This is a genomic window from Thiomicrorhabdus sp. ZW0627 (assembly GCF_029767005.1).
Lineage (GTDB): Bacteria > Pseudomonadota > Gammaproteobacteria > Thiomicrospirales > Thiomicrospiraceae > Thiomicrorhabdus.
This window is the reverse complement of record NZ_JARUQR010000001.1, coordinates 1,049,188-1,061,961: the sequence shown is the minus strand read 5'-3', so window position 1 is coordinate 1,061,961 and position 12,774 is coordinate 1,049,188. Positions and strand designations below refer to the sequence as shown.

Below are 12,774 nucleotides of genomic sequence, written 5' to 3'. Positions count from 1 at the left end.
ACTCCCTTAGTGTCCCAGGTAAACTTCAATAACTTTCGGATCGTTCTGGACTTTTTCCATCGATCCTTCTGAAAGTACCTGTCCTTGGTGAAGTACCGTTACCTTATCGGCAATCTCTTCAACGAAGTGCATGTCGTGCTCGATAACAAGGATTGAACGGTCTTTGGTAATTTTCTGAAGCAGTTCAGCGGTTTGCTTACGTTCGGAAACAGACATCCCGGCAACCGGCTCATCCAGCATCAGGAGTTCCGGATCCTGGATAAGAAGCATTCCGATTTCAAGCCACTGCTTCTGTCCATGGCTGAGAAGAGCCGCCTGACTATCAAGCTTGTCCTCAAGGAAGATCATCGAAGCGATCTCATTGACCTTGTCGATTACTTCCTGGTCACGGCTGAAGGTCAGGGCGCCCCAGACCTTTTTGCCTCTCGGGAAAGAGAGTTCCAGGTTTTCGAAAACCGTCAAGTCTTCATAGATAGATGGGTTCTGGAACTTTCTTCCAACGCCGGCATGTACGATTTCATGCTCTTTAAGCTTGGTCAGTTCCTTGCCTTTAAACTTGATTGACCCTTCGGTCGCTTTGGTGCGTCCGCAGATCAAATCTAGTACGGTGGTTTTACCAGCTCCGTTTGGACCTACGATGACCCGGATCTCCTGTTCTTCGATGTATAAAGACACGTCGTTTACGGCTTTGAATCCATCGAACGAAACAGTAAGCCCTTCAATAGTTAATACAAAATCTTTTTGTTGGTACATGGTGTTCTCCAATACCTAAGTCATTAATCGTTAATTATTCGTCGGCTTACTTGTCTTGCGTCGACTTGAATTTTTTATTTAGCAATGGCTGTACATAGGATTCGTAGATTCCTGCCAAACCTTTAGGGAATGCAAGTACCACGGCGATGAATAAACCACCCATCGCGAAAAGCCATAATTCAGGGTAAGATTCGGAAAGAATCGTCTTAGCCCAGTTAACAATTAACGCTCCATAAACCGCACCGAAAATGGATAGGTTTCCACCTACGGCTGCGAAGATAACCATTTCGATCGAAGGTACGATCCCGATCAACGAAGGCGACATGAATCCAACCTGAAGGGTGAACATGGCACCACCGAGAGCAGAGAAAACACCGGCGACACAGAAGATGAAAATCTTGAAGTTTGCAACGTCGTAACCCGAGAAGCGAACACGGTCTTCACTGTCACGCATCGCAACCAGCAGACGCCCAAGTTTACTCTTACGGATATATTGAGCCACTACCAATGTTGCCAGTAGCAGAATCGAGTTGACGAAGTACAGGATGTATTTAGCGGAATCCGTACGGATGTCCCATCCCAACAAGGTTCTCAAGTCAGTGATACCGTTTACACCACCGGTGTAACCCTGCTGACCGATGACCAGGATGGTCATGATTGCAGCGATCGCCTGAGTGATGATCGCGAAGTACACCCCGCCGACTCGGCGTTTGAACATCGCAGCACCGATGATGTATGCAAACAAAGCCGGTAGAGCGAAGATTGCGAAAATGGTGAATCCTAGGCTGTGGAACGGTTCCCAGAACCATGGAAGTTCAGTCAACTGGTTCCAGTCCATAAAGTCAGGAATACCCGGAGTGGACTGGATCTTGGTGTTTTCAGGGGATGAAGCCTCAAGCTTCAGGAACATCGCCATGGCATAGCCACCGATTCCGAAGAAGATACCTTGGCCCAAACTCAGAATACCGCCAAGTCCCCAGGAAAGAACCAATCCCAACGCGACGAATGCGAAAGTCAGGTACTTTCCGATCAGGTTCAATCGGAAGATGTCGAATAATAGTGGCAGGGCGACCAATAGGATCGCTGCCAGGATCAGGAATGATATGACATCATTCTTAGGGGTTAATGAACGTAGTTTACTTTGTAACATCTTATTATTCTCCTAGCGACGAACTTTAAGTGAGAACAAGCCTTGTGGTCGAAGCATCAGAATCACAATGACTGTTAGTAGCGTTAATACCTTCGCCATGGAACCACTCATAAAGAACTCCATGATCGACTGTGCTTGCGAAATACTGAATGCAGACGCAATTGTTCCCAGAAGACTTGCCGCCCCACCAAATACAACGACCAGGAAGGTGTCAACGATGTATAACTGTCCGGAAGTTGGGCCGGTTGAACCGATCATGGTGAATGTCGCACCAGCGATACCTGCGATACCGCAACCTAGTGCAAATGTGAATCTGTCTACTCGTGCCGTATCGATACCGACGGCACCTGCCATCGCACGGTTTAGGACAACCGCTCGAGATTGCTTACCTCTTCTGGATTTCTGTAGGAAAAGGAATACGCCGATGGTGATGACTAATGTGATGACCATAACGATCATCCCGTTTACAGGAATTTCGATTGAGTCGCTCACTGCGTAAGATCCCATCATCCAGTCTGGAAGTGTGACCCCTACTTCACGTGGACCGAAAACGGTTCTGTAAAGCTGTTGAAGGATCAAGCTAAGCCCCCAAGTTGCCAGAAGGGTGTCAAGTGGACGCTTGTATAAGTGTCTGATCAACGTCCATTCGACCAGGGACCCGAGGAGGAAGGTTCCTATAAATGCAAAAATCATTGCTATGAAGAAGTAAATACCGAATAGATCCGGTAGATAAGTTGAGAACAGGTTGGACGTCAGATACGTGATGTAGGCACCCAGGATCATGAACTCCCCGTGTGCCATGTTAATAACTCCCATTTGCCCGAAAATGATCGCCAAACCTAGTGCCATCAATAACAGCACCGAGAATAGGATCAGGCCGGCAAAGCCCTGCATCGCAAAAATTGAGCCCAGTTCGGCCCATGTATAGTCAGCAAACATTTATTTTTCCTCCTGGCAGGTAAAATAATCTAAGTAAAAAAATCGAAAGTGTTCTTTGTATGTCGGACACCTAATTAAAGACTCTATGCTGTACTAGAGTCTTTAATTAGGTGCAGCCCACGAATGGACTGCACACGGTTAACTTACTGGTAACCTTTAGGGAATGGGTTTGGTTCGATCAAGTCTTTAGACTCGTAAACCACGTCAAACGTACCATCTGCCTTAGCGTGACCAATACGTGACTTAGACCATAGGTGATGGTTAGGGTGAACCTTCACATAACCTTCTGGAGCAGTAGTCAACTCGATACCAGGAAGTGTTTTCTTGATAGCGTCAACATCGAAAGAACCAGCTTTCTCTACCGCTGCTTTCCAGATCCAAGGACCAAGGTAAGCGGCCTGAGTTACGTCACCGATAACACTCTTTTCGCCCCACATCTTCTTGAATTCTGCAACGAACTTCTTGTTGTTGTCGTTAGGCAGGCTCTGGAAGTACTTCATTGAAGCGTATAGACCATCAACGTTCTCACCACCAATACCTAGGATTTCATCTTCGGTAACAGATAGAGTAAGTACTAATGGCTTCTCTTTAGTTAGATCGATACCAGCTGCTTTAAGCTGCTTGTAGAATGCAACGTTAGAACCACCAACAACAGTTGTGAAGATAACGTCAGGCTTCTTAAGTTTGATTTTGTTGATTACAGAGTTGAACTGTGTGTGACCTAGTGGGTAGTACTCTTCACCTACAACTTTCAAACCAAGTTTCTCGATGTGCTTACGAGCGATTTTGTTTGAAGTACGTGGCCAGATGTAGTCAGAACCAAGCAAGAAGAATTTCTTAGCGCCTTTGGTTTCTTTCGCCCAGTCGATACCTTTAAGGATCTGCTGAGTCGCTTCTTGACCTGTGTAGATTACGTTAGGAGACTGTTCCAACCCTTCGTAGAAAGTAGGGTAGAAAAGCATACCGTTATACTGTTCGAAAACAGGAAGAGCCGCTTTACGAGAAGCAGATGTCCAGCATCCGAATACAGCCGCTACTTTGTCGTTTACAAGTAGTTTCTTAGATTTTTCAGCGAAAGTAGGCCAGTCACTAGCACCATCTTCCTGGATGTATTCGATCTTGCGTCCCAATACACCACCCATATCGTTGATCTGTTGGATAGCTAGTTTTTCAGCCTGAACAGAACCGGTTTCACTGATCGCCATAGTACCGGTGATTGAGTGAAGGATACCTACTTTTACAGTATCGTCAGTAACAGCTAGACCAGTTGTGTTAACGTCTGCCGCGTAAGAGCTTGAAGCAAGTACCATTGCTGCAGGAAGTGCTGCCAAGCCTTTTAGTAAAGTACGACGGGTAGTCCCTAGTCGACTTGAAGAAATCTCTTTTTTCATGAGTTTTTAGCCTCTCTTGTTTAGAACATTCAGTGGTTAAATGGACAATAAAGTCAGCTATGTCTAGCATGAGATGTGCCATGTGGTAAAAATAGTTTATTTTTAGGAAACATTGAGAAAACTTTGATTTGTTGCATCAGAGTCTGCACACCAATGGTGCTTAATTTGTAATTTTGTGGTGCTTTATGAGGTGGTTTGTTTTGCGGTGGTATTTTTTAATGAAAGAGAAGGTTTAACGGAGGTAGGTGGTAAGTTACTTGTTTCTTAAGTAGTTGATATTATAGGTTTCTGGGTGGTTTCGGGGGATGGTAAATCATATTCAGGGAAAGGGTAGGGCATCGTTGCGATGCCCTGAATGGATGAGGGTTTAGGGGTGGGAGCGGGTTAGAGTTTGCACGCTCCGCCAGCGCATCCGTCATCTTCTTGAGAGTCGTCTGCACCATCACGCGTATTATGGTAATAAAGCGTTTTAAGTCCCATTTTGTATGCAAGTAACAGGTCTTGCAGAACCAATTTGATCGGCACTTTGTCTTCATCGAATTTGGCTGGATCGTAGTTCGTATTAGCCGAGATGGCTTGGTCTACGAACTTCTGCATGATGCCGACCAATTGTAGGTAACCACGGTTATTTGGGATGTGCCAAAGAAGTTCATAATCGTTGCGGTGTTCCTTGAAGCCAGGTACTACTTGTTTCAGGATACCGTCCTTTGAAGCTTTTACCGACACATAGCCGCGAGGAGGTTCGATCCCGTTGGTCGAGTTGGTGATTTGCGAAGAGGTTTCGCAAGGCATCAACGCGGTCAATGTTGAGTTACGTAAGCCGTGCTCTTGAATCTCTGTGCGCAAGGTTTCCCAGTCAAGGTGTAGAGGTTCGTCACACACTTCATTGAGATCTTTCTTGTAGGTATCAATAGGAAGAATGCCTTGAGCATAGGTTGTCTCATTGAAGAGTTCACATTTACCTTGTTCTTTGGCCAGATTGTTAGATGCTTTAAGCAAGTTGTACTGGATTGCTTCAAAAGTGCGATGGATCAATCCGTTTGCCGAGCCGTCAGAGTATTTAGTTTTGTTCTTAGCCAGATAGTAGGCCAGGTTTGTGACCCCGATACCAAGGGTTCTTCTTCCCATGCTGGCACGGCGCGCAGCTTCAACTGGATAATCTTGGTAATCAAGCAAGCTGTCCAGGGCGCGAACAATCAGGTCGGAAAGTTGTGCCAATTCGTCAAGGTTTTCCAAGGCGCCGAGGTTGAAGGCAGAAAGCGTACATAGAGCAATTTCACCATTTGGATCTTCAACCGATTCAAGTGATTTGGTCGGTAGGGCGATTTCCAGGCATAGGTTTGACTGGTGTACCGGAGCCTGTTTTGGATCGAACGGGCTGTGTGTATTACAGTGGTCGACGTTCTGGATGTAGATACGGCCTGTCTGTGCACGTTCCTGTGCGATCTGAGTGAACAGTTCCAGTGCTTTGACTTTCTTTTTACGAATGCTTTCATCCGCTTCATAAATCTTATATAGGCGCTCGAACTCTTCCTGGTCCTCGAAGAAAGCATCGTATAGACCAGGTACGTCAGACGGACTGAATAGTGCGATTTCACCACCTTCGATCATGCGTTGATACATCAGGCGGTTAATCTGTACGCCGTAATCCAGGTGGCGGGCGCGGTTTTCTTCAACGCCTCGGTTGTTCTTCAAGACAATTAGCGATTCAACTTCCAAGTGCCAGATTGGGAAGAACAGAGTTGCGGCACCACCACGGACGCCACCTTGTGAACAAGACTTTACAGCTGTCTGGAAGTGTTTGATGAATGGAATCATCCCTGTGTGATAGGCTTCACCACCACGAATTTCACTTCCTAGTGCGCGAATTCGCCCGACGTTGACCCCGATCCCCGCACGTTGGGAAACGTACTTGACGATTGAAGAGGAGGTCGCGTTGATGGAGTCAAGGGAGTCGCCGCACTCGATCAGTACGCAAGAGCTGAACTGGCGTGTTGGGGTACGGACACCGGACATGATTGGTGTCGGTAGAGACAGCTTGAATAGGGAAGCTGCATCGTAAAAATCTTTGATGTACTGTAAACGGGTTTCTTCAGGGTAATGTGCAAACAAGCACATCGGAACCAGCATGTAAATGAACTGCGGGCTTTCATAGATTTTACCGGTGACGCGATTCTGAACCAGATATTTACCTTCTAGCTGTTTGACTGCCGCGTAGCTGAAGCTCATGTCGCGGTCGTGTTTGATGTAGGTGTCCAGCTCGTCAATTTCCTGCTTGCTGTAATCTTCAAGAACCTGTGCGTCGTAAAGACGGGTACGAACCATTTTGTTCAGGTGTTCGAACAGCGTTGGAGGTGTGAAACGGTCAAATGCCTTTTTACGTAGATGGAAGATTGCCAAGCGAGCTGCCAGATGTTGATAGTCCGGCGCGTTTTCTGAAATCAGGTCTGCTGCAGATTTAACAATTGTCTCATGGATATCGGAGGTGGTAATTCCATCATAAAATTGGATATGCGAGCGCAATTCCACTTCTGATACGGAAACATTTTCTAAGCCTTCCGCAGCCCAAGTAATCACGCGATGGATTTTTTCTAAATCAATGGCTTCCGTTGTGCCATTACGTTTGGTGACTTGGATGTTCTGATTCGTCATGAGCTTTTTTAGACCTGTGTATAAAAAGTTGGCAATGGTTTTTTATGTATAAAATGGTTTTTTTAGCAAATTCAGAAGCTTAGGGATGTAAGGAAAATTACACTCTAATTTGTGTAACTAATACATTGTGCCTTACAAATTATCTACTACTAGATATAGTTAAATTTTATATTTGCTAACGCAAAATATAGTGGATTTTTAAATTGCATGCAATACAGGAAAAAGGGAGTTTTTTAATGGAATAAGAGGTAGATTCCTGTGGAAAACTTCTAAGATTGCGTAGAAATCAATGCTTTTAGGCCTGTGGATAACTTTGTGAGTTTCTTTCAAAAAAATATAAATAAATTTTTCTATTGGCGGGTAAAAAATTCTATTTCTGTTTTTTGAAAAAAATGCGAAAAAACGATTGGCTTTTTTCTTGTTATAAGATAAAGCCAATTGGAATGATGGCTGTTGATGATTTGGACGAGATTATAGTTCGCTTTCGCCGCAGACAACGTTTCGGCCTTTGGATTTGGCCAAATATAGGCACTGATCTACGCGGTGGAATAGTTTTTCCAGGTCTTCGCCCATTTGATACATGGCAACGCCGGATGAAACGGTAAGTTTCAATGTCTGATAGTTTGCTTTGATTTGTAAAGGGCGTGCTGCGATTTTCTTGCGGATATTGTTCGCAACTTGGATTGCAGAATCGTAAGTTGTGCCCGGTAACAGGACAACAAACTCTTCACCGCCGAAGCGTGCGATGCTGTCCTGTCCTTTGGTTTCATTGTGTAGTAGTTTGGCGACATATCTAAGAACGCTGTCACCAATCAGGTGCCCAAAGGTATCGTTGACGTTTTTGAAATGATCAAGGTCAAGCAGGATGATTGCAAAGCTGGATTGGGCTTCTTGAGCTTCCAGGCTTATTTTGTGAATGATTTCGTTAAAGCCGCGACGGTTTGGGATGTTTGTCAATTCATCTGTTTTTGCGATGATTGATGTCCGTTCCAACTCTTCTTTCAACAGCCGAATTTCCTCGGACGATTTGATGACCTGACGCTCTAGTTCACTTGCGTCGTTATTTAAGCTTTTAAGAAGAGGTAGGATTCGGTCGTTTAAAGCAACGCTAGCTTCTTCCGGGAGGTCGAAATCCGAGAGGGTGCTGATTTCGTTATTTAGCGTTTCTTGTTTTTTGTTGTTTTCAGCTACCCAACGATTGAGCTTGGAGAGTAGTTCGTTAAGCAGAGTGCACGCTTTTTCTGTAGGCAGTGTTTTGTAAAGGAGTTGCGTGATCAAGCCGATAAACATGTTTTCGGCTGTTTTGTCATCGTAATTGCCTTGGCGAATGATGCGATCCATTTCTTCACTGTAATATGGATCGGCTTGACTGAGCCATTCATAGATAAGTGTGAAATGAATCGGATTGCTGCTTAGTTTGAGTTCGTCGATTTTTTCAAGGCTTTGTTTGGATAGTGCTTCAGATCTGTTTTTATCTGCTTGATAGCGCTGTAAAACGGAAGTGGGGGTGCGATTCATCTAACAAAGTCTCGTTTTTTCTTTTTTTATTATTTATATAAAAATTGTGGGATTTGAGCAATTATATTAAAGGTTTGTTGCTTGGAAGAGAAATTTTTCTTTTTATTGTAGGCGGTTTCATTTTTTTGTAACAAAGTGGTCATCTAATTGTTACGTAGGTTATTTAAACTAGCGTGGTTTTTAAAAATCTATCTAGGAGAGATTGTTATGAAGAAGTTGTTGGTAGCCGTATTGGCATCAAGCGTCATGGCTGGTTGTTCCATGAACCAGGAAAAGCCGGAAGCGAAAGAAGAAGTTAAGAAGGTTGAAGCTAAAGCTGCAGAACAAGCCTTGAACAATGACGATCTATACATTGTTTATCATGAAGGTCGTATGAACGTTTTTTACGATGCTGATCTTTATAAAGGATTCTTGGCAGTAGGTGAAACGCCTTTCCGTAAAACTTTCATTGGTGCAGGTCCTAAAGGTGAGACTGTTGTTCATGGTTTGACTAAGGCAGACAAGAAGAAGTTGAGCGGAATTCCTTCTATTGAAATGCTTGAAGGCCGTATGCCTCCTGCAGATCCATTCTATGGAGAAATCGTTTCTGAAGGTCGTATCAACGTGTTTGATAACTGGGACCTATTCAAAGCGTTCATGGCTCACGGTGAAGTTCCGTTCCGTTTGACTGTTATCGGTGGTGGACCAAAAGGTGAAACGGTTGTTTACGCTTTGACTAAAGCAGAGAAGAAGAAGCGTCCTGAAGCTTTGATTTCTAAGTTCAAGGCATTTCACGGAATGTAATTAGAAGTACTCTTAAAACGTTTTAGAGTGTTCAGTGTAAAAAGCCGGGAATTTCCCGGCTTTTTTTTTAGCGCTTTGCACTCTCGTGTAGTGGGCAGGTTTGAATTCCCAATAATTTATAGAGCGGACACCAGCGGAAGAATCCTGTAAGAAGTGGGATGATACCAATGTAACCCCATGCTCCAATCAGTCCTGCCAAGGATGCGATAATCAGTAACGCGCCGACAATGATGCGAATCATTTGATCCAGTCTGCCAACATTCATTTAAAACTCCTTTGCCTTTTAAGTTGCTTATAAATGGTTTTCTGATGTTGCTTTCAATATACTGTCCTTATAATTATAGAGTGTCAATAGACATTAGATTTAAGTGATATGAAAATGACATATTTAATATATGTGGTTTGATTTTTGGAGTTGTTTTGTTGGAAAAAGAAAAGGTTTCCGAGGCCATAAAGTTACCGGGCGAAAAGTATTCCAGTCGGATTCGTGCCCGGTTCTGGATTACCGGTGAAAAACAAGGGTATCTCGGAATAGGCCGGATTCAGTTGCTGGAGAACGTTGCCCGTTATGGTTCGATCAATCGTGCTGCCAAGGAGATGGGGATGTCCTACAAAAAGGCTTGGAAGTTGATTGAGGAGATGAATAACATGTCCGACCGGCCTTTGGTTGTTAAGGCTCAAGGAGGGAAATCTGGGGGCGGAACTTCTTTGACGGAAGAGGGGGAATCCCTCATAAAGCGCTTCAGGGAGCTTGAATCGGAATTGATCGAATTCCTGGAAAATGCATCAAAAAGGTTCTAATGGATTTTTTGTTGAAAACCGGTTTAAAAAAGTCGTGATAGATGTTGACATCTGTTGCCAAGAATCTATAATACGCGCATTCTTTTTGGCTACATAGCTCAGCTGGTTAGAGCACATCACTCATAATGATGGGGTCCCAAGTTCGAATCTCGGTGTAGCCACCATATTCTTGAAAAGCCCGCCTTGTGCGGGTTTTTTTGTGTCTGTCTTTTTTGTCTCTCAATTCCTTTCTGTTTGTTGTTTGCAGGTGTGTATGTCCGGGTGCCTTGATGCGCAATTATGGTGCTGTTGTGCCCATAATTGTTGCAGTTGTTTTTTTGCGTGCGGGGGCGAGAGGATGGTCGTTAAGTTTTTTTACGAATAGTAATTGTTCATGTTTGTAAACAAATGCAGTTTTTCATCTTTCTGATTTAATTCTCTTTTTCCCTTTGTTTGCGGTCTTGGGTGGTGTGGTTGTTTGCGGCTTGAAGGTTGGCAGGCGGACATGGAATGTTGTTTGCTTGTTGCTAGGCCTAATTGTTAATCTTTGGTGACGATAAATGCAGGGAAGCTCCGATTCGTATAGAGAATTTATTCAGTATTTGCCACAAGTAAAAAAGTACCTTTCAGAGTTGGAACATCAAGATCTTTGGTGGACCACGGTCGCTATGGTTGGAAAGATCAATAACGAGAATATTGATCCCCAGCTGCTGGTGTCGATCGTTGAAACTCAGAAAGAGTTTCAGCAACTTCGTGATGTGATGATCGAGGGTTTGATCGGGCGTTATATGAACCAGGCGAATAGCGAAATCATTCTTAAGGCCCAGGCGTCGATTGATATTCTTATTCGAAATCTTTTTGAGCGTACGGCGGATGTTGGGTTCCTGGCTACGGATGACGATTTGGTCGAGTACATGGCGTCGGAGAGTGTCAGTGATGATGACCGTGCCTTCATTCATCGTCGTATTCAAGAGTATGTTGCAAAATATACCGTTTACGATGATGTGTTGTTGATTTCTCCAGGGGGAGAGGTTTGGGCAAAGCTCGATCCCTCCAATCCGGTTGAAAGAAGTTCCGATCCGATTATCCAGCAGGCGTTGTCTACCGATGAAGAGTATCTTGAGGTTTATCGTCATTCTGACTTGTTCCCGAATAAGCCTTCGAGCTTGATTTATGCCAAGAAAATCGAGGCGGACATTGATGGTAGAAGGCAGTCTGTCGGCGTGCTTTGTTTGAGTTTCGATTTCGAAGACGAGATGGCTCGTTTGTTTAAAACGTTGAACTCGGATCAAGATGGTTATGGGATTTCATTATTGGATGATCGTGGCCGGGTGATTGCAACAAATATGCCGAACAAATATCCGATCGGTGAAAAGCGAGTGGATCCGGAAGGGTTTACTCAGCCGGTCCGTGTCGGAGCCAATCTTCATTTTTCGGCCAAGACAGGTGGTTATCAGGGGTTCTACGGCTTGCCTTGGTTTGGTTACGTTGATGTTCCGAATGAGGTTGCCTTTGATGATAAGAGTAGCGGTAAGGATCTGGATGTCTCAATACCTAAAGATTCGCCGTTGTATTTAAGGGATCTTGAAGAAACGAACCTGAAAGTCAGTACCTTGTTATTAATTGTAATCCTCAACGGTAAGATCATTTCGATCAAGCGTGACGTTAAGGCTTTCCTACCGATTCTGGATAGTTTCCAGGATATCAGTGTTGATATTCAGGAAATTTTCAGTGGTTTCATTCATCATATTCATTACGTTCTGATCAAAACCATTCAGGGGAAGGTGGCGTTTAGTGCGACCTTGGGTGTTGAGGTTATGGATCGAAATCTGTACGAACGTGCCAACGACTGTCGCTGGTGGGCTTTGAACAGTACTTTCCGAAAGGTTTTGACTAAGCAGAATGAAACGCATGAAATTTCGGCAGACGAAACACGTTCATTGTGTGACATTCTCTCCTACATCAATAAGCTTTATACGGTTTATACCAATATCATGCTTTACGACCGTCAGGGCAGAATTCTGGCTGTGTCTAATCCGGCTGAGAACGAGTTGATCGGTACCATTATTCCGCGTCCTACAGATACTTCCCGCTGTATGGGGTTGAAGGACACGCAGGAGTATGTGGTTTCCGACTTCCATAAAACCGAGTTGTATGGTGGGGATTACACCTATATCTATCATGCGGCCGTCAAGGATTGGAATGATATGGATCGCAATGTCGGTGGTATTGCTTTGGTGTTCGACAGTAAGCCTCAGTTTGAGGCAATGCTGAAAGAGACTCAGCCGAAATATATCAATCAGGTGATCAATGATACGACGTTCAGTGCTTTTGTAGACAGGTTTGGTAATGTTATTTCCTCTACTCTGCCGGAGTTGGAGGTGGGAACGCTTCTTGAGGTGCCGAAAGAGGTGCTTGAGGCTGACAATGGCGTAAGCGATACCGTTTACTGGGAGTGGAGCGATCGTCCTTATTTATTGGGTTATCGTGTCGGTGAGGGGTATCGCGAGTATAAAAATGGCGATGGTTATGATAACGATGTCATTGCGTTGGTAATGACCGGTATTTAATCCGTTGTTTTGTTTGGCATCCCTTTGCGTTTCTAGCAGGCCACTTTTGTGGCCTTTTTTATTTGTCATATTAGGGTGCATTCAAGGATGATAACGGTGCACATTTTGATCTAATTTTCCATGTGAAATGCATTATTTTTGCATAACATTATGATTTAATTGCGTTATTACGAAATTGGAATTTCGTATGCTTTTCTTGTTATTACGTTTTTAGAAAAATGTAATAAATAGGCGAAAA

Annotated in this window: 10 protein-coding genes and 1 tRNA gene; 4 read left to right on the top strand and 7 right to left on the bottom strand. The window is 44.1% G+C overall.

The window, feature by feature from the left end:
- Window positions 1–6 precede the first annotated feature (6 nt).
- The 6 genes from urtD to QCB45_RS05030 all read right to left on the bottom strand — a co-directional run bounded on the left by urtD (window position 7) and on the right by QCB45_RS05030 (window position 8,403).
- Entirely contained in the window at window positions 7–753 is a 747-nt protein-coding gene (gene urtD, locus QCB45_RS05055) for an urea ABC transporter ATP-binding protein UrtD (protein ID WP_279419759.1), read from the bottom strand.
- A gap of 46 nt (window positions 754–799) precedes the next feature.
- Window positions 800–1,903 carry an urea ABC transporter permease subunit UrtC gene (gene urtC, locus QCB45_RS05050; RefSeq protein ID WP_279419758.1) on the bottom strand — a complete coding sequence of 368 codons (1,104 nt, stop codon included), beginning with the start codon at window positions 1,901–1,903 and terminating at the stop codon, window positions 800–802.
- Window positions 1,904–1,915: 12 nt separating this feature from the next.
- Window positions 1,916–2,842: an urea ABC transporter permease subunit UrtB gene (gene urtB / locus QCB45_RS05045; RefSeq protein WP_279419757.1), complete on the bottom strand. Its 927-nt coding sequence runs from the start codon at window positions 2,840–2,842 to the stop codon at window positions 1,916–1,918.
- Between the two features lie 143 nt (window positions 2,843–2,985).
- Window positions 2,986–4,233, bottom strand: coding sequence for an urea ABC transporter substrate-binding protein (urtA, locus tag QCB45_RS05040; RefSeq protein ID WP_279419756.1), 1,248 nt, complete (start codon window positions 4,231–4,233; stop codon window positions 2,986–2,988).
- A 384-nt stretch (window positions 4,234–4,617) separates the two neighbouring features.
- Window positions 4,618–6,885 (bottom strand): class 1a ribonucleoside-diphosphate reductase subunit alpha, encoded by a 2,268-nt coding sequence (gene nrdA, locus QCB45_RS05035; protein WP_279419755.1) that lies wholly within the window; start codon window positions 6,883–6,885, stop codon window positions 4,618–4,620.
- A 471-nt stretch (window positions 6,886–7,356) separates the two neighbouring features.
- Complete coding sequence (locus QCB45_RS05030) at window positions 7,357–8,403, bottom strand: GGDEF domain-containing protein (RefSeq protein WP_279419754.1); 1,047 nt, start codon at window positions 8,401–8,403, stop codon at window positions 7,357–7,359.
- 207 nt (window positions 8,404–8,610) lie between these two features.
- Here QCB45_RS05030 and QCB45_RS05025 point away from each other — a divergent pair, with 207 nt between their 5' ends.
- Window positions 8,611–9,186: a hypothetical protein gene (locus QCB45_RS05025; RefSeq protein WP_279419753.1), complete on the top strand. Its 576-nt coding sequence runs from the start codon at window positions 8,611–8,613 to the stop codon at window positions 9,184–9,186.
- A gap of 67 nt (window positions 9,187–9,253) precedes the next feature.
- Here QCB45_RS05025 and QCB45_RS05020 read toward each other — a convergent pair whose 3' ends face one another.
- Complete coding sequence (locus tag QCB45_RS05020) at window positions 9,254–9,451, bottom strand: DUF2892 domain-containing protein (RefSeq protein ID WP_279419752.1); 198 nt, start codon at window positions 9,449–9,451, stop codon at window positions 9,254–9,256.
- Between the two features lie 158 nt (window positions 9,452–9,609).
- On the opposite strand from QCB45_RS05020, the gene QCB45_RS05015 reads away from it, so the two are divergent.
- From QCB45_RS05015 to QCB45_RS05005, 3 genes are all read left to right on the top strand, one after another.
- Complete coding sequence (locus tag QCB45_RS05015) at window positions 9,610–9,987, top strand: winged helix-turn-helix domain-containing protein (RefSeq protein ID WP_279419751.1); 378 nt, start codon at window positions 9,610–9,612, stop codon at window positions 9,985–9,987.
- A gap of 87 nt (window positions 9,988–10,074) precedes the next feature.
- Window positions 10,075–10,151 (top strand) — tRNA-Met (locus tag QCB45_RS05010).
- Between the two features lie 375 nt (window positions 10,152–10,526).
- Window positions 10,527–12,536, top strand: coding sequence for a hypothetical protein (locus QCB45_RS05005; RefSeq protein ID WP_279419750.1), 2,010 nt, complete (start codon window positions 10,527–10,529; stop codon window positions 12,534–12,536).
- Window positions 12,537–12,774: the final 238 nt, after the last annotated feature.

Bases quoted from the DNA above. Each gene is read 5' to 3' on its own strand.
- QCB45_RS05020 (WP_279419752.1), bottom strand. From the start codon at position 9,451: ATGAATGTTGGCAGACTGGATCAAATGATTCGCATCATTGTCGGCGCG.
- QCB45_RS05030 (WP_279419754.1), bottom strand. From the start codon at position 8,403: ATGAATCGCACCCCCACTTCCGTTTTACAGCGCTATCAAGCAGATAAA.
- urtB (WP_279419757.1), bottom strand. From the start codon at position 2,842: ATGTTTGCTGACTATACATGGGCCGAACTGGGCTCAATTTTTGCGATG.
- urtD (WP_279419759.1), bottom strand. From the start codon at position 753: ATGTACCAACAAAAAGATTTTGTATTAACTATTGAAGGGCTTACTGTT.
- urtA (WP_279419756.1), bottom strand. From the start codon at position 4,233: ATGAAAAAAGAGATTTCTTCAAGTCGACTAGGGACTACCCGTCGTACT.
- urtC (WP_279419758.1), bottom strand. From the start codon at position 1,903: ATGTTACAAAGTAAACTACGTTCATTAACCCCTAAGAATGATGTCATA.
- nrdA (WP_279419755.1), bottom strand. From the start codon at position 6,885: ATGACGAATCAGAACATCCAAGTCACCAAACGTAATGGCACAACGGAA.
- QCB45_RS05025 (WP_279419753.1), top strand. From the start codon at position 8,611: ATGAAGAAGTTGTTGGTAGCCGTATTGGCATCAAGCGTCATGGCTGGT.
- QCB45_RS05005 (WP_279419750.1), top strand. From the start codon at position 10,527: ATGCAGGGAAGCTCCGATTCGTATAGAGAATTTATTCAGTATTTGCCA.